Source organism: Ruegeria sp. N7 (assembly GCF_056531345.1).
Genome location: NZ_JBQFLR010000001.1, coordinates 104,084 through 124,487, shown reverse-complemented (window position 1 = coordinate 124,487; position 20,404 = coordinate 104,084). Strand labels below are relative to the sequence as shown.

Genomic DNA, 20,404 nt, shown 5'->3' with positions numbered 1-20,404 from the left:
CCCTTTCTGTGAGCGCCGCGTTTCACGAGGAAACTGGCGGCGCCTGTGAGTGGTGGTTCCCTGTAAGACTCTCAGCCGGTCATGACATTGTTGCCGAAATGCATGAACTCCTGGTTCATACCAGCAATCTCTCCGGCCTCCAGTTTCAGGCTGGCACTGTCAAGCATCTGATAGCTTTGCTGTCCCTTTACCCACTCGTCTGCTGATTGCAGCGTGGTCAGCGTATAAGACGTGACTTCGTTCAGGTAATGAGTTGGGATAATGATCTTGGGCTTTAGCTTGGCCACGATGTCATTACCCTGATCGAAACTCAGGATATGTTGCGACCCGTCTACCGGAAGGGTCAGAACATCGACCTGTCCGACGGCGTCCCAAAACTCCTGAGGCGGATTGTGGCGATTATCACCCCAGATCAGCGTACGAATGCCGCCTGTTTCCACCAGATAGACCACCATATCCATATGACCCACATTGTTCGGTGGGCAGGCTTCGACCCCAAACTCGGCCAGTGCATTGGTCCAGTTGTACCACCCCGGCGCCACGCAGGCATGTTTATCTGCAAAACCGGTGATCTTGATATCGGCGAACTCGAAATTGCCCACCATCCTGTCCAGCACCATGGTCGAGCTTGGTCGTTCGATCGCGTCGTGATCGAAATGCGCATGTGTCGACAAGGTAATGTCCACCGGGATCTGGGGGAATTCATTGCGGAACCAAAGCCCCCACGCGCCCGACGGGTCATCACGCCAGGGGTCGAACAGGACCGTTGCGCCGTTGGGCGAGGTGATCTTTATGGCGCAATGGCCATAATAGTCGATACCGACAACTCCGGCACTGGCCTGACCCGTCGATCCCTGCAGGTCGATCACGTGGTTATTGTTTCCTGGCTGCAACCAGGCTTGCGATTGCGCCTCGGCCGGTTTTGCCCCCAGCACTGAAGCTGTCGCGCCAACACCGGCAGCACCTGCCGCCATGAAAAATGACCGCCGAGACAGCCCCGGTGCCAGATGATCCCTGTCCCCTTTCAGGATGGTCGGTTTCAGATCCTTGCGATCCATATCTTTGTACCTCTCTGTTGGACGTGCGCCGTTTTTCCGCACCTCAACCCAGAGGGTAACAAGCCAAAGCACATCGGCTCAGACCGAAAAAATGGGGGTGAAATATGGGGGCAATCCCCATATTCGGCATTCACGAAATCGAGAGCAAATGACTGCGCAGGTTTTGATCCCGTCCCTCAAGTCCTAGTTTTCGACGAATGTTGTTGCGGTGAAAATCGATTGTCGACGTCTCTCGGGACAGGGCCTTGGCAATGTCCTTTGTGGTTTTCCCAAACATGACCATCTGCGCAATTTCCATTTCGGTCGGGGTCATTGCCGCGAAGGCATCCGTCAACTTGTCAGACAGCGAAGATGTGATCTCGTTCAGGTTCTTTTCGGCCAGCTCAAGATAGACAAATTGCGCCTCGTCGCCGGAAAGCTGCGCCCGAACCTTTTCAAGATACGGCAAAACTCTGCTTCGAACCTGCTCGACGATTTCGTGATCCCGGTTCTTGCGGTCATCGTCGAGACTTGAGAGCAATACGCGCAACGCTGTGTTCGTCTCCTGCAACTCTCGGGTTCGATCCGAAACACGCGTTTCAAGCTGGGCAAGTGTTTCGTTCAGTTTCTCCTCCAACGCGCGTCTCAGATAAACCTCTTGCAACAAAGCCAAATCCGACTCGACCATGCGCGCGAACTGCGCCAGCCCCTCTCGGAACAACAAGGCCCGCCGGTTCTGTTTACGGTCCAGAACACAGATTGTGCCAAACACCGAGCCATCGGGCCATTTCAGCGGTAAGCCGATGTAAAAGGTCATTCCGTGTTCCAGGTCGTCGTTGTCCGCCCAAACCGGATCACATTTGGCGTCCTCGACCACCAATTCTCCGTCACGCTCCAGAACACCCTGGCAATATAGCTTGGGGTTCAACTGGAAACTCAGACCGACCGGATATGGATTCTCGGGGTGATCGGATGTGATCAAAACCGCATGATCCGGCGCGTCGGTTTTCATGATCAGGCTTGCGGGCACGTCGGCCAGTTCTGCGACCAGATCAACAAGTTGCTGCCAGTTTGCCAGCGTTTCTTTGGGAATCTGCGGGTGATCAGCAGGCATAAGGGGCCTCACCAGTTATTGGGCGATACCCTGTCAGGTTAGTTGGAGGCGTTACACTGAATCAAGAATACGACACTCTGCGGCGCAGCATCGGTTTCAGCCGCCCCAGATAATCTTTACGTAGTTCTGGGTTTCCTTGTACGGCGGGATACCACCATGCTTTTCAACCGCATCAGGCCCCGCGTTATAGGCCGCCAGCGCTAAAGGCCACGATTTGAACTTGCGGTACTGCCAGGACAGATATCTAGCACCGCCTTCGAGGTTCTGCTTGGGATCATGCGGGTTTACGCCCAAAAGCTCGGCCGTTTGTGGCATAAGTTGCGCCAATCCCAACGCACCTTTATGTGACTTCGCCTGAGGGTTCCATCCACTTTCCTGCTGCACGAGACGCAAAAACAGATCTTCAGGAATGTTGTGAAGGCGGGCAACACGCCGCGCGATTTCCAGATATTCTCCGCGATATTTTCCTGAATATCGTTTGCTGACCTGATCGCGCGTTGTTTTGGGTTTCAGCCGGGCCGAGTCGCGGTACTGGGTTGCCGCACGAGAATCCAGAACCTTCGCCTGTTTCAGGAAAATATCCTTGCGGCTTTTGCTGGACAATGTTTGTGCCTGCACCGGCGCAACGGCCAATACAAGGCAGGCAACGGAAAACCCAGCAACCCAAGAACGCATCTTTGCTTATCCTGCTCGATCAAAACCAGTGGGAGTATAGGTATTCCCGCAAAAAATGAAAGCTTGGTAAATAGTACAGTAAGACTCTTGTTCGACAGTGTTGTATCAACTGTTTTCAACCATGATGCAGGCCGTATAGGGTCTCACGAAACTCATTGCGCCAGATTCGGCGCATTTACGCAGAACAGAACGAGGATTTACATGGCGGGTTCAGTCAACAAGGTCATTCTGGTGGGAAATCTTGGCCGCGACCCCGAAGTCCGGTCGTTCCAGAACGGTGGCAAAGTGTGCAACCTGCGCATTGCCACCTCGGAAAACTGGAAAGACCGCAACACGGGTGAACGTCGTGAACGGACAGAATGGCATTCGGTTGCTATCTTCTCGGAACCGCTGGCCCGCATCGCCGAGCAATATCTGCGCAAGGGCAGCAAGGTTTATATCGAAGGCCAGCTGGAAACCCGCAAATGGCAGGATCAGTCCGGTCAGGATCGGTACACGACCGAGGTTGTCCTGCGCCCTTATCGCGGGGAACTGACCCTGCTGGACGGTCGTGGCGAAGGCGGTGGCGGCAGCGGCGGCGGTTATGGTGGCGGCCAGGCCGGTGGCGGTTACGGTGACCCCTATGGCGGTCCATCCAGCTCTCCGGCGCCTGCATCGGGCGGAATCGACGACGACGAGATTCCGTTCTAAGTAGAACGGAGAAACAACATGACATGGTCCTTCTCTCTCGGCCGATTGCTCGGGTCCGAATTGAGGGTCCATGTCACCTTTTTTCTGCTGCTCGCTTGGGTCGGTTTTGCCGCTTTCTCAGCCGGTGGAATGCCAGCCGCGATTGAGAACCTTCTCTTTGTTCTGGCGCTGTTTGCCTGCGTTGTCGCGCATGAGTTCGGTCACGCCCTTATGGCGCGGCGCTATGGCATCAAAACCCCCGACATCACCCTTCTGCCCATCGGCGGCCTGGCCCGGCTTGAGAGAATGCCGGAAAAACCGATGCAAGAGGTTCTGGTGGCGCTTGCGGGTCCGGCAGTGAATATCGCTATCTTTATTGGCCTTGCCGCGCTTGGCGCAGGTATGCCGCTTGAGACCCTCGCGCAATTGGAGTCACCAAATGTGAGGATTGTGGACAAGCTGGCCTATATCAATCTGCTTTTGGCCATCTTCAACTTGATCCCGGCCTTCCCAATGGACGGAGGCCGCGTCTTTCGCGCCCTACTGTGTTTACGCATGAATCGTGTCAAAGCCACCCGAATTGCAGCCGTTGGTGGCCAGGTTGTCGCCATCGGGTTTGGATTTCTAGGGCTGAGCTCTGGCAATCCAATTCTGGTATTGATCGCCGTATTCGTGTTCTTTGCAGCCAATGCAGAAAGCCAGGAAGTCGCTTTGCGATCTGCGGTTCGTCGTGTTCTGGCCCGTGACGCGATGATCACCGAGTTTCACGCACTTTCTCCCAGTGATACGCTGAGCACAGCTGCACAAGCCGTCATTCACACCACGCAGCACGAATTTCCGATACTGGACCCAAATCACACGTTGCTGGGCTTTGTGACACGCGATCGCCTGTTCACCGCCCTTGCAAGCGACCAGCCCAGAACCGCACCCGCGACCTCGATCATGGATACAAACGTCCCCACAGTCCTGCTGACAACCGGCCTTGAGGACGTGCTGGAACACCTGCACAATGGGGCGCCGGCCATTGCAGTTCTGACCCATGGCGGTCGCATGATCGGTTACATAACCCGCGAAAACATCGGCGAGCTGATGGTCATTCAGGGTCGTTAACCCCTTGCGTCACACCGGGGCGAGAGCGTCCGACAGAACCGACAAGACCGCATCCTTCGGCACATCCGAAGTCACATATGCCTGACCAATTCCGTGGGCCAGGATAAACCGCAGTTGGCCGTCCACGACTTTTTTGTCCTGCCCCATCAGATCCACCAGCACCTCGGCACTTGGCAATTCGCCCGGAATATCAGCCAGATCCGTTTTCATGCCCATCGCCCGCAGATGTGCGCGTACCCGGCTTGGGTCCTCTTGTGAACACAGGCCAAGGCGGGACGAAAGCTCGAACGCAAGTGCACAGCCGATGGCCACGCCCTCGCCATGCAAAAGACGGTCGGAATACCCTGTGGCGGCCTCCAAGGCATGGCAGAAGGTGTGCCCCAGATTCAGCAGGGCGCGGTCACCTTGTTCGGTTTCATCCCGGGCCACGATATCGGCTTTCATCTGAACCGAGCGGGTTACCGCACGCACACGTGCGGCCATGTCGCCTGAAGACACACTTCGCCCGTTCGCCTCAAGCCATTCAAAGAAATCAGCATCCCCAAGCAAGCCGTATTTCACCACTTCGCCATACCCTGAAAGAAAGTCCCTCTGGGACATGGTCTGCAACACAGATGTATCGGCCAGAACCAGCGATGGCTGATGAAAAGCGCCGATCAGGTTCTTCCCCTGAGGGGCGTTGATCCCTGTTTTCCCCCCGACAGAGCTGTCGACCTGCGCCAGCAAAGACGTGGGGATTTGTACGAACCGAACACCTCGGCGCAGAACGGCTGCGGCAAAGCCGGCAAGATCACCAATTACCCCACCACCAAGGGCCACAACAACGTCGCTGCGTTCAACCTTTTCAGTCAACAGCCACTCAACCGCGCGTTCGAAATGTGGCCAGCTTTTTGTTGCCTCTCCGGCGGGTAAGGCCAGCGCGGACATTTCGATCCCGGTGGTTTTCAGACCCGCACGCAGCGTTTCCAGATGCAGATCAGCGACATTTTCATCTGTCAGGACGGCCACCTTAGGACGCGCCAATAGCGGTGCAATCCAATCGCCCGCGCGCGCCAGAAGATCCGGACCGATCTCAACGTTATATGACCTGTCGCCAAGTTCAACGTGTACTGTTTGATGCATTATCTGATTTCCAAAACATCAGGGCGCGCCAACAAGGCGTCGACAACCCGGTCCACCATATTCTCGATCGAAGTTTCGCCATCTGAATCCACGATCAGATCCGCCTCGGCGTAAACCGGAACACGCGCCTCGTAGAGGGCTTTCAAAGTCGCAAAAGGATCAGCGGTACGAAGCAGCGGGCGCGTGTCCTTGTGGCGAACTCGGCTCCACAAAACTTTCAGGTCTGCCCGCAACCAGACAGACGCCCCACGCAAGGTGATCAAACGCCGGTTGTCAGGCTGAAGAAACGCCCCGCCACCCGTTGAAAGGATGCCTTTTTTTTCGTCCAGCAGGCGGCTGATGACCTGTGTTTCCTTGGTGCGAAAAAACGGCTCCCCGTCCCGCTCAAAGATTTCGGGGATGGTCATGTTGGCGGCTGATTCGATTTCAGCATCACTATCCAGAAAGGGAACACCCAGACGCGCGGCCAAAGCGCGGCCCACGGCCGTCTTACCGGCCCCCATCATGCCCACCAGAACCACGGTTTTGTGCAGATCAAATCGGGTCTGCGCGTCCGCTGAATGCGTGTTATGCTTAATTTCGCTCATTTCACCGTGAATGACGTGATCTTGGGAAAAATGCCAGTTATAACTTGGTCAAAATCAAAAATTGAGGCAGCGTGACGCCATGAGCCGTCTGATCAAGTTCCTGATATATGTTCTGTGCCTGACATTCATCGGGCTGGTTGCCTATGCCTATGTCGGTCCATTCTTTGGTGTGGATTTCTCTGCGCCTCAAAGTGAAATTCGCGAGCCGGTTGTACTGGATGTCAACTAAGCAACTGCTTTTGGCAATCACACTGGCCGGGTCGGCACATGCGCAGGAACCCTTATCCGCCATCGAATGGCTGACAGACCCGCCGGAAAACCTGCCGGGAACCGTTCTGCTGGAACCACCGGTTACGCAAGATGGCGCATTGCCGGAAATTGAGGTGACTTCGCTTGAGGCACTATCGCAGCCGCTGGGCCTTGTTTCGTCCTCTGTCACCGGTCTGCCCGTCGACCTTTGGCAGGGCAGCGAGGCGGATCGCCTGGCCGAACTGATCGCCGACGTCCACGTGCGTGACAACCCGGCCATGCAGCGTTTGTTGTTCACGTTGCTCTTGTCTGAAACCCGCGCGCCGTCGGGACCTCTGGCCGAAGAAACCCTTTTGCTGGCCCGGCTGGATCGGTTGATGCAACTGGGTGCCGCTGATCCGGCACAATCGCTTGTTCAACTGGCCGGACCCACTGACACGCAGGACCGGTTCAAGCGCTGGTTCGATGCGACGCTCTTGACCGGGGACGAGGATCGCAGTTGTACCGCCCTTATTGCCGAACCGTATCTTTCGCGGGACTATGCGGCTCAGATCTTCTGCAAGGCCCGCCGCGGGGATTGGGCTTCGGCTGCGCTGACGCTTGAGGCGGCACATGCGCTTGAAATCCTTCCACCCGAGGATCTGGCGGTTCTGGACCGTTTCCTCAGCCCGGAACTGTATGAAGGCGCAGCTTACCTGCCGCAGCCGGAAAACCCTGATCCCCTGACGTTCCGTTTGTTTGAGGCAATTGGCGAACGGCTTCCTTCCGCTCCGCTGCCGCGGGCGTTTGCCAATGCGGATCTGCGCGATGTCGCGGGTTGGAAGGCACAGATCGAAGCAGCGGAACGGCTTACCCGTATTGGCGCATTAACCCCCAATCAGCTGCTGGGCCTTTATACCGAGCGTGATCCGGCAGCCTCAGGTGCTGTCTGGGATCGGGTGGCCGCCGTTCAGCGTTTTGAAAGCGCGTTAGACACCGGGAACGCGGAAGCGATCGGAAAGACTTTGCAACCGGTCTGGCAACAGATGCGCGGTGTCGGGCTTGAGGTTCCGTTTGCCGAACTGTTCGCCGAGCGCTTGTCGTCTGTCACATTGCCGGTTGCCACCACCGAAATCCTGCGCTGGCGTATTCTGATGCTGTCGGGGCTTTACGAACAGGCCGCCTTGGCAGCGCCCGACACATCCAACGAAACCCGATTTCTTGCCGCTTTGGCACAAGGTGACCCCGGGCGCGCGGTGTCCCCGTCCCCTTTGGCTGATGCTGTCGCTCAGGGGTTTGAATGGGCAGCGCCTGTGCCGGGCGACATTGATGCGCTGCTGGCCAACGGTCAATTGGGCGAAGCCATTATTGAAGCCATGCAACTGTTTGCACATGGCGCACGGGGCAATCTGGTGGACCTGACAGCGGCGATTGCAACATTCCGGCGCGTTGGGTTGGAAGACACCGCGCGACGTGCGGCCCTGTCCCTTTTGATCCTGCAAAAGCGTTGATCATGGGCTCTCCGGCATCAGACGCCCTGTGGATTTCAACGTTCTTGCAGGCGCAGGCGGCAGAGCTTGGCGCGGCTACCAATACGCTGCTGGCCTATGGGCGCGACCTGAAAGATTTTGCCGAATGGCTGGACCGCAAGAAATCCGGATTTGATCAGGCAGATCGCGACCTGATCGAAGCCTACCTGATCGACTGCGATGCACAGGGCTTGTCACGTTCGACCCGCGCACGGCGTTTGTCTGCTATCAAGCAGCTGTACCGGTTTGCCTTCGAGGAAGGCTGGCGCGCGACCAATCCTGCCATTCAGATCAAAGGTCCCGGCCGGCAGAAACGGCTGCCCAAGACGCTGGATGTGCCCGAAGTTGATCGTTTGCTGGAGGCTGCTCGAAAAACCGGGCGAACCGAATCTGACAGGCTAAGAAACACCTGCCTGATGGAAGTTTTGTACGCCACAGGAATGCGGGTGACTGAGCTTGTCTCCCTGCCCGTCTCTTCGGCCCGTGGCGATCCCCGGATGCTGCTGGTGCTGGGGAAAGGGGGTAAAGAGCGAATGGTCCCCCTGTCGCCCCCGGCCCGGGATGCTTTGGCCGCGTGGCTGACCGCGCGGGACGAGGCCGAGGACTTGGCCGCGGAAAAAGGCGCTCAGCGCTCGCGCTTTCTGTTCCCATCACGCGGAAAGTCCGGTCATCTGACACGGCACAGGTTCTTTTTGCTGGTGAAAGAGCTGGCTGTACGGGGTGGTGTTTCTTCTGAAAAAGTCACACCACACACGCTGCGCCATGCATTCGCCACGCATCTGCTGGCCAACGGCGCTGATCTGAGATCGATCCAGACGTTATTGGGCCATGCAGACGTAGCGACGACAGAAATCTATACGCATGTTCTGGATGAACGTCTGGCGGAACTGGTGTTGCAACATCACCCGCTGAGCAAGGACCGCAATGAGGACAAGGGCTAAGACCTTGATTCAGCGGGGCGACGTCCCCATAACGGATGCAGTACACAAATCTATCAAGGACCAATGGAACCCTCACCTTCTATGTTCGACGGCGCATTCTGGGTTACGACCGGCGCTATCCTGTTCCTGCTTATCCTGTCCGGATTTTTCTCGGGCTCGGAAACGGCGCTGACCGCCTCGTCAAGGGGGAAACTACGCGTTCAGGCCGACAAGGGATCGCGCGGGGCTAAAAAGGCGCTGGAAATAACCGACGACAACGAACGTCTGATCGGGTCGGTTCTGCTGGGCAACAACCTCGTCAACATTCTGGCCGCGTCACTGGCGACGGCGTTGTTCACACGTCTTTTCGGTGAAAGCGGCGTGGCATTGGCAACGCTGGTCATGACCTTTCTGGTGTTGATCTTTGCCGAAGTGCTGCCCAAGACATACGCCATCACCAATTCCGAAAAGGCCGCTGCGGCCGTTGCGCCGATCATTAGCGTGGTCGTGACAGTGTTTTCGCCTGTTGTCGCGGCCGTACGTTTGTTAGTGCGTGGCGTATTGCGCCTGTTCGGAGTTCAGATCGATCCTGACAGCAACATTCTGGCCGTGCGCGAAGAAATCGCAGGCGCCCTGCAACTGGGCCATTCGGAAGGGGTTGTCGAAAAAGAAGATCGCGACCGCATCCTCGGCGCACTGGATCTGGGCGACCGCACGGTGGAAGAGATCATGCTCCACCGTTCCAACATCGAAATGATCGATGCGAACGCCCCACCCGAAGCTATCCTAAGGCAATGCCTTGAAAGCCCTCACACTCGTCTGCCTGTTTTCAGGGACGAGCAGGAGAACATAGTTGGCGTTGTTCACGCCAAGGACTTGTTCCGCGCGATGTATGCACAGGCTGGCAGCAGCGATGGCGGCACCGACCGGCTGGCCAGCTTCGACATCGGCAAGGTCGCAAATGCCCCCTATTTCGTTCCGGAGACCACAACTCTGGATGACCAGATGCGCGAGTTTCTGCGAATGCACGGTCACTTTGCGCTGGTGGTGGACGAATACGGCTCATTGCGTGGACTGATCACGCTTGAGGATATTCTGGAAGAAATCGTGGGCGAAATCGCCGATGAGTTCGATATCGCCGAAGAGGTGCCGGTCGTGCGGACGGATGATGGCCAATTCCTTGTCGAAGGTGCTATGACCATTCGCGATGTCAATCGTGCGCTGGACTGGTCGCTACCGGATGAAGAAGCCAACACTCTTGCTGGTCTGGTCATCCACGAAGCCCAGATGATCCCGGTTGTTGGGCAAGTGTTCTCGTTCCATGGCTTCCGGTTCGAGGTTACAGCACGCGAAGGCAATCGTATCACAGCCCTGAAAGTGCGGCCCTTATAGGGTTTGGACGCTAGACAAAAACGACGCGCTCTGTCGCTCGTTTGACAGAATGCTTTGCCATTGATCTGCACCGTCCTACCAGAAAAGGAGGAGCGGATGAAAAACACATGCCAGGTGGTCGTCATTGGTGGCGGTGTGGTCGGATGTTCGGTTCTTTATCACCTGACCAAGCTCGGGTGGTCGGACGTCATGTTGCTGGAACGGTCCGAACTGACCAGCGGATCGACCTGGCATGCGGCAGGCGGGTTTCACACCCTCAACGGCGACACCAACATGGCGGCGCTACAGGGATACACGATCAGGCTGTATAAAGAACTGGAACAGATCACCGGCATGTCCTGTGGCCTGCACCACGTGGGCGGTGTGACACTTGCCGACAATCAGGACCGGTTTGATATGCTGCTGGCGGAACGCGCCAAGCATCGGTTCATGGGGCTTGAAACAGAAATCGTCGGCCCGGAAGAAATCAAAAAGATCGCGCCCATTACAAATATCGACGGAATTATCGGCGCTCTTTACGATCCGCTGGATGGTCATTTGGACCCGTCAGGCACCACCCATGCCTATGCCAAGGCCGCGCGAATGGGCGGCGCCACGATCGAAACCCATTGCATGGTGCGTGAAACCAACCAGCGCCCCGATGGAAGCTGGGATGTCGTCACTGACAAAGGCACAATCCATGCCGAACACATTGTTAACGCAGGCGGGCTTTGGGCGCGTGAAGTTGGTGCCATGGCGGGTGTCTATTTCCCCCTGCACCCGATGGAACATCAATACCTTGTCACCGACTCGATCCCACAGATTGAAGCGATTATCGATGCGGGTGGCGAGCATCCGCATGTCATGGATCCGGCAGGTGAAAGCTATTTGAGGCAGGAAGGGCGCGGCCTGTGCATCGGGTTCTACGAACAGCCCTGCAAGCCCTGGGCAGTAGACGGCACACCGTGGGATTTCGGGCACGAGTTACTGCCCGATGATTATGACAAGATCACCGACAGTATCGAATTCGCGTATCGCCGCTTTCCTGTGCTGGCTGAGGCTGGAATAAAATCGGTGATCCATGGGCCGTTTACCTTTGCCCCTGATGGCAACCCGCTGGTCGGCCCTGTACCCGGACTGCGCAACTACTGGTCGGCCTGCGGTGTTATGGCCGGGTTCAGTCAGGGTGGCGGCGTTGGCCTGACGCTGGCGCAGTGGATGATCGAAGGCGAGCCCGAGCGCGATGTGTTTGCCATGGATGTTGCCCGCTTCGGCGACTGGATCAGCCCAGGTTATACCCGCCCCAAAGTCATCGAGAATTATCAGAAACGCTTCAGCGTAGCCTATCCGAACGAAGAACTGCCCGCTGCACGCCCCAACCGCACGACACCAATGTATGACATCTTCAGCGATCTTGGCGCGGTCTGGGGGCAGCAATACGGCCTTGAGGTGCCAAACTATTTTGCGCAGGAAGATGAGCCGGGATTTGAAACTCCATCCTTCCGCCGCTCGAACGCGTTCGCGGCGACTGGGCGCGAAGTGCGGGCAGTGCGTGAAGCTGTGGGTATCAACGAAGTCCACAATTTCGGCAAATACCGCATCACCGGACCCGATGCTCGGAACTGGCTGGACCGGATCATGGCTGGCCGCGTTCCGAAACCCGGTCGGCTGTCTTTGGCCCCGATGCTGTCGCACAAGGGCAAGCTAATCGGTGATTTCACCGTTTCCTGCCTGACTGACACTGAGTTCCAGCTTACAGCGTCTTATGGCAGTCAGGCCTTCCACATGCGGTGGTTCCAGCAAAACGCTCAGGACGGCGTGAGGATTGAAAACGTCAGCGACCGGTTGAACGGCTTCCAGATTGCCGGCCCGAAGGCAACGCAGGTTCTGGCGGCCTGCACCCGAGACGACTTGGCCGATTTCAACTTCCTGAACGTGCGCCGGATGACTGTCGGCATGACCGACTGTATCGTTCAGCGTGTCAGCTATACGGGTGACCTTGGTTATGAAATCTATTGCGACCCCTTAGCGCAGCGTCAGCTTTGGTGGACGCTGTGGGAGGCCGGACAACCCCACGGCATTGTTCCGTTCGGAATGCGCGCAATGATGAGCCTGCGGCTAGACAAGTTCTTTGGCTCATGGATGCGGGAATATTCGCCAGATTACACCGCCGCAGAAACGGGGTTGGACCGGTTCATTGCTTTCAACAAAAGCACCCGTTTCATCGGCCGCGATACAGCGGAATCAGAACGGGCCAACGGAACCACCCGCCAGCTGGCAGCCTTCGAGGTTGAAACAGACGATGCAGACGTCAACGCCTATGAACCGATCTGGCTGGATGGTTCGGTTGTCGGTTTTTGTACCTCCGGCGGCTATTCTCATTTTGCGCAAAAATCCGTCGCCATGGGCTTTCTGCCGTCCGGGCGCATAGAAGATGGTCTGGAGGTTGAAATCGAGATTCTGGGGCAGATGCGCAAAGCGAAGGTTATCTCGACACCTTTGTTTGACTCAGATGGCACACGCATGAGGGGATGACAGCACACATGACTGACGGCAGTGAGGCACAATGACCGAAATCCCAATCATCCTGCTTGCCGCCGGTCAATCCAGTCGTATGGGCGGGTTGGACAAGCTTTTGCAGCAAATCGACGGCATTCCACTGCTGACCCGTACGGCGACCCTTGCGCGTGGTGTGGCGCCTGTCCTTGTCGCCCTGCCACCGCGTCCACACCCAAGATATGATGCACTTGCGGGACTGGATGTTCAGACCGTTCCGGTCCCGGACGCGGCAGAGGGAATGAACGCCAGTTTGCGCACCGCCATAGAATACCTTCCTGTAGACGCACCCGCAGTCATGGTTTTGCTGGCCGACTTACCTGACCTGACCCAAGCTGATCTGAGAACGATCTTGAATGCACGTCAATTACATCCCGACAATGTAATCTGGCGCGGAACAACCGCAGATGGAAAGCCCGGGCACCCGGTGATCTTCGATCGGACGCTTTTCAGTCAGCTCTTGGCATTGCACGGCGATCACGGCGCGCAGACGGTGGTTCGGTCACAACAGGGTGGCGTATTCCTGCAACCCCTTCCCGGTCAAAACGCGGTTATGGATTTGGATACGCCGGAAGATTGGGATGCTTGGTGCAAGAAGCGTACTTCTTGAATAAACACGGCCCGGTCGATATCGACCGGGCCGGTGCCCAATACAGGACTACCACTTTCCACAATTCCAAAAGTTTGACCAATAGGTCTTAAAGACACTCTGGTTCCCTAGCAGCTAAACCTAAACAAGACCCCCTCGTTAACACGCCGCTAAAACTTCCGGTAACTGAGTTAGCCGCCAGCGCCCCCTAGCGCTTTTGGCTTCCCCTCACTTGGGCAATTTCATCCTCACTTATCCGATCCTTAGAAACAACGTAAAATTGGAAGAATAGGTTAATTTCGCGCACCTCGATTTGGCTTTTAGGCAACATAGCCCCAGGGCTTGCTCAACCTATAGGCGATCCAAGTCCGGTGCGCATATCAACGATTCGGGATTAAGCGCAAACTTATGCACCCATTCAGCTGCCTGTCAGCAAAGTTACAGCGTCAAGTCCGATGACTCCCGGACTCGCCCACAACCATTGGAAGAGCAGCATTTTTCCCCACTGTTCAGTGAAAGCATTGTCAACAAAACAATGAAAATTCAACTTTTTTGAAAGTTTGACGTCTGTTTTGGCAACAATCCTCCGATTCGCCTTCGACCTACCCGGTTAAATCAGCGAATCCTGATCAACGTCCTTCGCCACAAAACATCTGCTTTGTGGCAAAATTAAGATTTATTAATTGATCAGTCAGGAAACCCCAATCCTGCCAGTGCATCTCATGTCTCAACGCGCAACGGAAATTGCGTGATCAAACCAGGAGACAGAAATGAGCATCCGAAAATCTTCGCTTTTACTTCCCCGCACATCCAACTGGATGGGGGTCAGCGCATTGGGCACAGCCATGCTGGCCACAACCGCTTTACCTTCGATGGCGGATGAGGCGCTTGCCGATCTTGTCGAATCCGTTTCCCCTTCGGTTGTAACCATCATTGCCGAACAAAAGGCCGCCTCAAGCCCCGCACAGGGGCAGAATTTTGATTTCGACGGTCATCCGTTTGGGGAATTCTTCAAGCGCTTTGGTGGGCCTGAAGGGTTCAACATGCCTCAACGCGGGCCGGCACAAGGGCTCGGGTCAGGGTTTGTACTGGATGAAGCCGGTTATATCGTCACCAATCACCATGTGGTGGACAATGCAGCGACTGTAACCGTTCGCCTAAGTGATGACCGGACATTTGAGGCCGAGGTGGTTGGCACCGACCCGCTGACCGACATCGCGGTGTTGAAGATTGATGCAGGCCCGGGCCTGCAAGCTGTCGAACTGGGTGACAGCGACGCAATCCGCGTTGGCGAAGATGTCGTTGCGATCGGCAACCCGTTTGGTTTGAGCTCGACAGTCACTACCGGCATTGTATCGGCGAAAGGTCGCAATATCTCGGACGGGCCTTATGCCGAGTTCATTCAAACGGACGCCGCCATCAACAAGGGCAACTCTGGTGGCCCGCTTTTCAACATGGCCGGCGAAGTGATTGGTGTAAACTCGGCCATATATTCCCCCAGTGGCGGATCTGTCGGGCTGGGATTTGCCGTAACCTCGAACATCGTTGAACATATTGCAGCCGATCTGCAGGATGATGGGCAGGTCAGCCGTGGTTGGCTGGGTGTTTCGATCCAGAATATCAGCCCGCAGCTTGCTGCGGCGCTGGGAATTGATGCCTCCTCGGGTGCACTGGTGGCAGATGTTGTCGCCGACAGCCCCGCAGACGGAGTTCTGGAACAAGGCGATGTTATCCTGTCCTTCAACGGCGAAGCCGTAGACTCCAGTGGTGACCTGCCCATTCTGGTGGGCACAACCAAGGTCGGCACCGCCAGTAATTTGACCATTCTGCGCGATGGCAAACAGGAAACGGTCACTTTGACCGTTGGCCAGCATCAGGTAGCGGCGGCCCAGTCCGACACCCCTGTCGAATCCGAGGCGGCAGGCACGTCGCTTGGTGTCACCGTGGCCCCCCTGACCGAAACGGTGCGGGCCGAGGCAGGTATCGCTAAAGCCGTCGAAGGTGTGGTCGTCACAGACCTGCAACCGGACAGCCCTGCGGCTCGGGCGGGTCTGCAACGTGGTGACGTGATCGTCAAACTGGGCAACCAAGACACGTTCACACCCGAAGCGCTGAAGGCGGCACTGGACAGCGAAAAGACGGACCCGGCACTGGTATTGATCAATCGGGCCGGCAGCCAGATCTTCGTTGCCGTCGAATTGGTCTGACCAACACTATGCGCGCGTCGCTTGATGGGGAGATCCGGCGCGCGCCTCACCCGGCGGACCTGAGTTGTCCGCTGTCCGTCGGGCTTGCCGGGTGCGTGCCCAGCACCCGGCAAGATATTCTGCATTCCATGGGCTTTGTTTGGATAATGTGTTTAAATCCCAAGGGAAAAGGAGCCAGATCATGAGCCGCCGTCTGTTGATCGTCGAAGATGACGCTGACACTAGGGATTTCATTGCCAAAGGGTTTGGCGAAGAAGGCTATGTTGTCGAAACGGCTGCTGATGGCCGCGAGGGATTGTACCACGCAACGGATGGCGGGTTTGACGCCATTGTGCTGGACAGGATGCTTCCCGGTCTGGACGGGCTGTCCCTGATCAAATCCCTGCGTGCAGCAGGGCTGAAAACACCGGTCTTGATGTTGACGGCCATGAGTGCAGTGGACGAGCGCGTCAAAGGATTGCGATCAGGCGCCGACGATTATCTGGTCAAGCCCTTCTCGTTTCAGGAACTTCATGCACGGATCGAAGCCCTGTTGCGACGTCCGCAGGAATCCGAGGAAACGCCGACTCTGACCTGCAAGGATCTTGAAATGGATCTTCTGACCCGCAAGGTTACGCGGGACGGCCATGAGATCACGCTCACGCCCCGTGAATTCCAGATCCTTGAATTCTTTCTGCGCCGCAAGAACCGTGTCGTGTCGCGTACCATGCTGCTTGAGGGCGTCTGGGATTATCATTTCGACCCGAACACCAACGTTGTGGATGTTCACATCTCAAAGCTGCGCCGCCAGTTGGATGAAGGCGGAGACACACCTTTGATTGAAACTGTTCGCGGAGCAGGTTACATGATGTCCGATGGATAACCTTCGGCTTTCCCTTAATAATTCACGAACAAGACTTGTCGCCACCAGCATGGTGCTAAGCACGTTCCTGACCGCGTCCGTGCTGGCATTGGTCTATGTGACGGCCAACAGAAGCATCGAATCCGAGACCCGATCAGTCGTGTCCGCCGAACTGACCGGGCTTGCAGATGAATATGAACGGCGCGGGCTGATCGGGCTGATCACAGCGATCGAGCGTCGCCTTCCAAGCGCGCCCGACCGAGACGCGCTGTATCTTCTGGCGGATCGGCAAGGCGTTAAGCTTGTGGGTAACCTGAAAACCTGGCCGGTCAATGTGACCGCCGGAAGCGGTTGGGTCGACCTTGAGTTGCGCAGGGCTGACAATGACCAACTGGTGCCTATCTCGGCGGCATCGATCCGCCTGCCCGGTGGCGAACGCCTTCTTGTGGGACGGGATGCGGCGGCCCGTCAACAATTCGACCGTGTATTGTTCCGATCTCTGGCACTGGCGCTAGGGATAGCATTTGTTCTGAGCGTGATCACCGGCTGGCTGTTCACACGCCTGGTATTTTCACGCCTGTCAGACATCGCAAGCACAGCCGAAAACATCGTTTCTGGCGATCTTTCCAAAAGGATGCCCCTACGCGGAACCGGGGACGAGTTAGATCAGGTCTCTGGCACGTTGAACAACATGCTCGACAGGATCGAAGAGCTGGTCAGTAATCTGCGCACCACCTCGAACTCTATCGCACATGATTTGCGCTCTCCTCTGTCCCGCCTTCGCCAACGGGTCGAATCCCTTTCCGAGCCCGGCAAAAGCGATCTGGATCGCGAGATCGACATTGCGCGGGCAACGGGAGAAATCGACCATGTTTTGCGGGTCTTGGGGCAGCTTACCGAGATATCGCGGGCCGAGGCCGGTCTGGGGCGCGAGCAATTCGAAGACATTGACTTGCAGCAACTGGTTGGCGATGTCGTGGAGCTTTATGATCCGGTGGCCGCGGATCAGGACGTCCGTCTTGAGGTTATAGGCTCTGCCCCCGCAATTCAGGGGCACCGGCCCCTCCTCTCGCAGGCTCTTTCCAATCTGCTGGAAAACGCTATGCGCTACGCACCGGCAAATACCACAATCACGATCTCAATCGGTACCGAGGACGGATTTGCCCAATTGCAGGTTCGGGACCGTGGTCCGGGTGTTCCGCCCGGAGAGTTGGATCGCCTTCAGCTTCCGTTCGTCACGCTTGATCCGGCGCGCACGGAACGCAATGCGGGATTGGGGCTCGCGCTGGTTGCCGCGATTTCTCATATGCATGGCGGGACATTCGCAGCCCGAAACTGCAACCCAGGTTTGGAAACCACGATCAATCTGGCAATTCAGAGTTAACCCGGCAGTCCGTTTACCGCCAATATCATGTTTTTATAACGTTTATCCTCGGTGACATCCGCACCGAACCAATCCGGTGGGACATAGGCATTTGCGGCTTCACTGGTATGGAATTCAACTTCAACCAAACACAGGGGTTCCAGGCCGCCTGAGAAAACATCCAGCTCGAACTGGTGGCCGTCCGGCATTTGATCCGTGTAACGTACCTTCTCGACCCGGCGTCCTCGAGTTTCCGGCCAGAAGGTTTCAAACTGGTCCCGGGTTATCTCTGTCTCACGCTCAACACGTACAAGATCACCGCCTCCTTTTAAGGTCAGGAAAAACACATCGTTCTTTTGCCGCAGACGCAATTCGGTCGAGTCCTCCGGCGCGGTGAGGTACCCCTGACGCACCACTGCTTTTTCTGCACGGCTCAAGTCCGGTAAATTTGCCACCAGAAACTTGCGCTCTATTTCTGTGCTCATCGGAGCGCCCCCACTCAATCTTCCAGCTTATCAAACAGCACCCGATATGCCGTACCAGCCGCGCCGCGATCTGCGTAAGTACTGGCAAAGGCCCGATGCTGCGCCATTGAAAAGAACGCCCGCAGCTTATCTGATGCATATTGTGTTTGTCGAAAATGCTAACCGGTTGACCAAATAACCGCTCGGTCAAGGTTGTGCGACTGACGGGAACAACGATCTCATCGGCGGCTCGAAAACAGACCCCAGACGCACCCCCAGAATCGCGATTGCACAGCAAAACCTGCCGACCGGTTTGCACACAGACATAGGCAAGGTTCACGGAAGTCTCGGTTTGTCCAACACCGCCCTTATTGCAGTAAAAGGCAATGATTTTCATTCCTTACTCCTTTTTGTGGTGAAACAGACTGCGGAACATGTGCCGGATTTCTTGCCCGTCAAACTGATGGAAACTTGCGACAACGCGCTTTCTTTCCGTCTTTTGGTGTTGATCAAGCACAGCGATTAGGCCGCCCACGGACAAACCGATCTGCGCGTCCACGCGGCCTTGCGTATCGGCGCGAGACGCTACAAAGGTCATCAACGCATCTTGCTGAACAGAATAGTCGTTGAACAAACCAAGACTATCCTGAAGTTTTTTCAATGGCTTAAGGATCATTTTCAAACCATTCCAATCGAATAATGGGGCAAACAATTCCATCAGATATCTTAGTTTTTTGCATTCGATACGAAGGTCATGCACCGTCCTGTCTGGTTTATCGTCGCTTATGCCGCGCGCCAGTTTGCACACCTTGCGATAGCGCTTCCAGATCAGCGCGCAGGCATAGTCATACGCACCGAGATGCGCGTTTGGCCCAAGGTCCAAGTGATCTGAACCTGCGAACATTGCGGTCAGGTCGGTCATGGACGTCGTGTAGTCGGCGCTGCGCAACCAGCGTGACAGGCGCAGTTGCTCTTGTGTACGATCCGTTTGAAACTGATCAAACATCTCGGACAGTCCTGAGTGAAGGTTCGGCGGGATAAGATTGAAATACTTGTCTTTTTCCAGAAGGTAGACATCCAAATCACGCAGAGGTCCAGTACGGGTCATGAGGTCGGAAAAGACCCGCTTCAGCTCGGCCGTCTGGGCCTCGGACAACACACCCTTGAACAGGCTGATCACTGACCTGATCTTGCGCAACGATACTCGGTAATCGTGCAAAAACTCAGTGTCGATATCAGCGATCACGCCCTCTTCGTTTTGCCGCGCAACCCGCAGATATGTTTGAATGATTTTTGCAGCGACTTCGCAGGAAGGTTCTGCTTGACCAATCTTCAATTCAGGCTTGGCCTGATAGGGAACCATGTCTGGAACCAGGCTGGAATAGAGCGTTTCAATATCATGAACACCGCCCGTAATGCTGGCGATAGAGGAACAGACCGACTGATAAGCCTTCTTGTACCCGCGCAACTTCTGAATTCGTACAATAGTCGCCTGCCCTGATGGCGTCGACATGTACGTTAAAGTTCCCCTGACTTTTGTCTTTTGCAGATCATCTAGTACGGCAAAGGTCTGAACCTTGATCTCCCCAACACCGATCTGCGTCAGCGCCCGCAGTTCAGGAAAGTCGTTCAGCGCCTTCTGAACCGGCCCTTCTGGCAAGTCCCGCGCAAACCGCAGATACCCCGAGTATTGCTGAGACAAAGGGCCATGATCCTTCCGCAGCAGGTGCAACATCCCGCCAGTATGGATCAAAGCACGACCGGAGGCGCGCAATGACTGATCGTGACAATCGAGCAATGCGAAAGCTGCGACGGAACTATCGGGTGAAGCTTTTGGGGAAAACCCGGCAATGGCATGTGCCAGTGCCGTTTCGTCAATCTTCGCTGGGAAAATGAACTGATCGCCTGACGATCTGGTCATGATAGGCCTTTCCAGTTCAAACTCAGAAACCCCTTTACAGGTTTCTCAACGGTCATTTGCGCGCCCGCCCCTTTGTTTGGTGGGCTGCCCCAACGCCATTC

The 20,404-nt window shown here is 56.2% G+C and carries 18 protein-coding genes and 1 pseudogene; 11 read left to right on the top strand and 8 right to left on the bottom strand.

Annotation, left to right across the window (positions count from 1 at the left end; translation table 11 throughout):
• Positions 1 to 71: 71 nt before the first annotated feature.
• From ACR0ES_RS00585 to ACR0ES_RS00575, 3 genes are all read right to left on the bottom strand, one after another.
• The gene (locus tag ACR0ES_RS00585; protein WP_480537707.1) at positions 72 to 1,058 is read right to left on the bottom strand and encodes an MBL fold metallo-hydrolase; all 987 of its coding nucleotides are present in this window, start codon (positions 1,056 to 1,058) and stop codon (positions 72 to 74) included.
• A 130-nt stretch (positions 1,059 to 1,188) separates the two neighbouring features.
• A complete protein-coding gene (locus tag ACR0ES_RS00580) occupies positions 1,189 to 2,151 on the bottom strand; it encodes a LuxR C-terminal-related transcriptional regulator (RefSeq protein WP_267363905.1) in 963 nt (320 codons plus the stop codon).
• Positions 2,152 to 2,247: 96 nt separating this feature from the next.
• Positions 2,248 to 2,826, bottom strand: coding sequence for a lytic transglycosylase domain-containing protein (locus ACR0ES_RS00575; protein ID WP_480481225.1), 579 nt, complete (start codon positions 2,824 to 2,826; stop codon positions 2,248 to 2,250).
• Between the two features lie 201 nt (positions 2,827 to 3,027).
• Here ACR0ES_RS00575 and ssb point away from each other — a divergent pair, with 201 nt between their 5' ends.
• Both ssb and ACR0ES_RS00565 read left to right on the top strand, forming a co-directional pair.
• Positions 3,028 to 3,516 carry a single-stranded DNA-binding protein gene (ssb, locus tag ACR0ES_RS00570; RefSeq protein WP_267363903.1) on the top strand — a complete coding sequence of 163 codons (489 nt, stop codon included), beginning with the start codon at positions 3,028 to 3,030 and terminating at the stop codon, positions 3,514 to 3,516.
• 18 nt (positions 3,517 to 3,534) lie between these two features.
• Entirely contained in the window at positions 3,535 to 4,605 is a 1,071-nt protein-coding gene (locus ACR0ES_RS00565) for a site-2 protease family protein (protein WP_480772619.1), read from the top strand.
• Positions 4,606 to 4,614: 9 nt separating this feature from the next.
• On the opposite strand, the gene aroB is transcribed toward ACR0ES_RS00565, so the two are convergent.
• Complete coding sequence (aroB, locus tag ACR0ES_RS00560) at positions 4,615 to 5,727, bottom strand: 3-dehydroquinate synthase (protein ID WP_480772618.1); 1,113 nt, start codon at positions 5,725 to 5,727, stop codon at positions 4,615 to 4,617.
• A complete protein-coding gene (locus ACR0ES_RS00555) occupies positions 5,727 to 6,314 on the bottom strand; it encodes a shikimate kinase (protein WP_480772617.1) in 588 nt (195 codons plus the stop codon). Before ACR0ES_RS00555 ends, aroB begins: the two co-directional genes overlap by 1 nt.
• A 79-nt stretch (positions 6,315 to 6,393) precedes the next feature.
• Here ACR0ES_RS00555 and ACR0ES_RS00550 point away from each other — a divergent pair, with 79 nt between their 5' ends.
• The 9 genes from ACR0ES_RS00550 (at position 6,394) to ACR0ES_RS00510 (ending at position 17,939) form a co-directional block, all read left to right on the top strand.
• Complete coding sequence (locus tag ACR0ES_RS00550) at positions 6,394 to 6,543, top strand: hypothetical protein (RefSeq protein WP_267363898.1); 150 nt, start codon at positions 6,394 to 6,396, stop codon at positions 6,541 to 6,543.
• Positions 6,533 to 8,053, top strand: a complete 1,521-nt coding sequence (locus ACR0ES_RS00545) for a hypothetical protein (RefSeq protein WP_480869204.1) — start codon at positions 6,533 to 6,535, stop codon at positions 8,051 to 8,053. Before ACR0ES_RS00550 ends, ACR0ES_RS00545 begins: the two co-directional genes overlap by 11 nt.
• 2 nt (positions 8,054 to 8,055) lie before the next feature.
• Positions 8,056 to 9,012, top strand: a complete 957-nt coding sequence (locus ACR0ES_RS00540) for a site-specific tyrosine recombinase XerD (protein ID WP_480472401.1) — start codon at positions 8,056 to 8,058, stop codon at positions 9,010 to 9,012.
• 63 nt (positions 9,013 to 9,075) lie between these two features.
• On the top strand, positions 9,076 to 10,383 hold the full coding sequence (locus tag ACR0ES_RS00535) for an HlyC/CorC family transporter (RefSeq protein ID WP_480481235.1): 1,308 nt from the start codon (positions 9,076 to 9,078) through the stop codon (positions 10,381 to 10,383).
• A gap of 96 nt (positions 10,384 to 10,479) precedes the next feature.
• Positions 10,480 to 12,897, top strand: coding sequence for a GcvT family protein (locus ACR0ES_RS00530; protein WP_480869202.1), 2,418 nt, complete (start codon positions 10,480 to 10,482; stop codon positions 12,895 to 12,897).
• Between the two features lie 31 nt (positions 12,898 to 12,928).
• A complete protein-coding gene (locus ACR0ES_RS00525) occupies positions 12,929 to 13,528 on the top strand; it encodes a nucleotidyltransferase family protein (protein WP_480558567.1) in 600 nt (199 codons plus the stop codon).
• 749 nt (positions 13,529 to 14,277) lie between these two features.
• The gene (locus tag ACR0ES_RS00520; RefSeq protein WP_480869200.1) at positions 14,278 to 15,714 is read left to right on the top strand and encodes a DegQ family serine endoprotease; all 1,437 of its coding nucleotides are present in this window, start codon (positions 14,278 to 14,280) and stop codon (positions 15,712 to 15,714) included.
• Positions 15,715 to 15,895: 181 nt separating this feature from the next.
• The gene (locus ACR0ES_RS00515) at positions 15,896 to 16,576 is read left to right on the top strand and encodes a response regulator transcription factor (RefSeq protein WP_267366336.1); all 681 of its coding nucleotides are present in this window, start codon (positions 15,896 to 15,898) and stop codon (positions 16,574 to 16,576) included.
• The gene (locus ACR0ES_RS00510) at positions 16,569 to 17,939 is read left to right on the top strand and encodes a sensor histidine kinase (RefSeq protein ID WP_480869198.1); all 1,371 of its coding nucleotides are present in this window, start codon (positions 16,569 to 16,571) and stop codon (positions 17,937 to 17,939) included. The genes ACR0ES_RS00515 and ACR0ES_RS00510 overlap by 8 nt, the downstream gene beginning before the upstream one ends.
• Here the strand turns inward: ACR0ES_RS00510 and ACR0ES_RS00505 are convergent.
• From ACR0ES_RS00505 to ACR0ES_RS00495, 3 genes and pseudogenes are all read right to left on the bottom strand, one after another.
• Positions 17,936 to 18,403, bottom strand: a complete 468-nt coding sequence (locus ACR0ES_RS00505) for a CYTH domain-containing protein (RefSeq protein WP_480481247.1) — start codon at positions 18,401 to 18,403, stop codon at positions 17,936 to 17,938. The two genes, ACR0ES_RS00510 and ACR0ES_RS00505, sit on opposite strands and share 4 nt — an antisense overlap.
• 241 nt (positions 18,404 to 18,644) lie before the next feature.
• Positions 18,645 to 18,779 (bottom strand): annotated as a pseudogene (locus ACR0ES_RS00500) (AAA family ATPase); the annotation flags it as partial.
• A 3-nt stretch (positions 18,780 to 18,782) separates the two neighbouring features.
• Positions 18,783 to 20,303, bottom strand: coding sequence for a CHAD domain-containing protein (locus ACR0ES_RS00495; protein WP_480869196.1), 1,521 nt, complete (start codon positions 20,301 to 20,303; stop codon positions 18,783 to 18,785).
• Between the last annotated feature and the right edge of the window lie 101 nt (positions 20,304 to 20,404).

What these genes read in the sequence shown, in the direction of transcription:
- ACR0ES_RS00510 (WP_480869198.1), top strand. Translation starts at nt 16,569, where the DNA reads ATGGATAACCTTCGGCTTTCCCTTAATAATTCACGAACAAGACTTGTC.
- ACR0ES_RS00505 (WP_480481247.1), bottom strand. Translation starts at nt 18,403, where the DNA reads ATGAGCACAGAAATAGAGCGCAAGTTTCTGGTGGCAAATTTACCGGAC.
- ACR0ES_RS00575 (WP_480481225.1), bottom strand. Translation starts at nt 2,826, where the DNA reads ATGCGTTCTTGGGTTGCTGGGTTTTCCGTTGCCTGCCTTGTATTGGCC.
- ACR0ES_RS00530 (WP_480869202.1), top strand. Translation starts at nt 10,480, where the DNA reads ATGAAAAACACATGCCAGGTGGTCGTCATTGGTGGCGGTGTGGTCGGA.
- ACR0ES_RS00565 (WP_480772619.1), top strand. Translation starts at nt 3,535, where the DNA reads ATGACATGGTCCTTCTCTCTCGGCCGATTGCTCGGGTCCGAATTGAGG.
- ACR0ES_RS00515 (WP_267366336.1), top strand. Translation starts at nt 15,896, where the DNA reads ATGAGCCGCCGTCTGTTGATCGTCGAAGATGACGCTGACACTAGGGAT.
- ACR0ES_RS00495 (WP_480869196.1), bottom strand. Translation starts at nt 20,303, where the DNA reads ATGACCAGATCGTCAGGCGATCAGTTCATTTTCCCAGCGAAGATTGAC.
- ACR0ES_RS00520 (WP_480869200.1), top strand. Translation starts at nt 14,278, where the DNA reads ATGAGCATCCGAAAATCTTCGCTTTTACTTCCCCGCACATCCAACTGG.
- ACR0ES_RS00580 (WP_267363905.1), bottom strand. Translation starts at nt 2,151, where the DNA reads ATGCCTGCTGATCACCCGCAGATTCCCAAAGAAACGCTGGCAAACTGG.
- ACR0ES_RS00545 (WP_480869204.1), top strand. Translation starts at nt 6,533, where the DNA reads ATGTCAACTAAGCAACTGCTTTTGGCAATCACACTGGCCGGGTCGGCA.
- ACR0ES_RS00550 (WP_267363898.1), top strand. Translation starts at nt 6,394, where the DNA reads ATGAGCCGTCTGATCAAGTTCCTGATATATGTTCTGTGCCTGACATTC.
- ACR0ES_RS00540 (WP_480472401.1), top strand. Translation starts at nt 8,056, where the DNA reads ATGGGCTCTCCGGCATCAGACGCCCTGTGGATTTCAACGTTCTTGCAG.
- ACR0ES_RS00555 (WP_480772617.1), bottom strand. Translation starts at nt 6,314, where the DNA reads ATGAGCGAAATTAAGCATAACACGCATTCAGCGGACGCGCAGACCCGA.
- ACR0ES_RS00585 (WP_480537707.1), bottom strand. Translation starts at nt 1,058, where the DNA reads ATGGATCGCAAGGATCTGAAACCGACCATCCTGAAAGGGGACAGGGAT.
- aroB (WP_480772618.1), bottom strand. Translation starts at nt 5,727, where the DNA reads ATGCATCAAACAGTACACGTTGAACTTGGCGACAGGTCATATAACGTT.
- ACR0ES_RS00525 (WP_480558567.1), top strand. Translation starts at nt 12,929, where the DNA reads ATGACCGAAATCCCAATCATCCTGCTTGCCGCCGGTCAATCCAGTCGT.
- ssb (WP_267363903.1), top strand. Translation starts at nt 3,028, where the DNA reads ATGGCGGGTTCAGTCAACAAGGTCATTCTGGTGGGAAATCTTGGCCGC.
- ACR0ES_RS00535 (WP_480481235.1), top strand. Translation starts at nt 9,076, where the DNA reads ATGGAACCCTCACCTTCTATGTTCGACGGCGCATTCTGGGTTACGACC.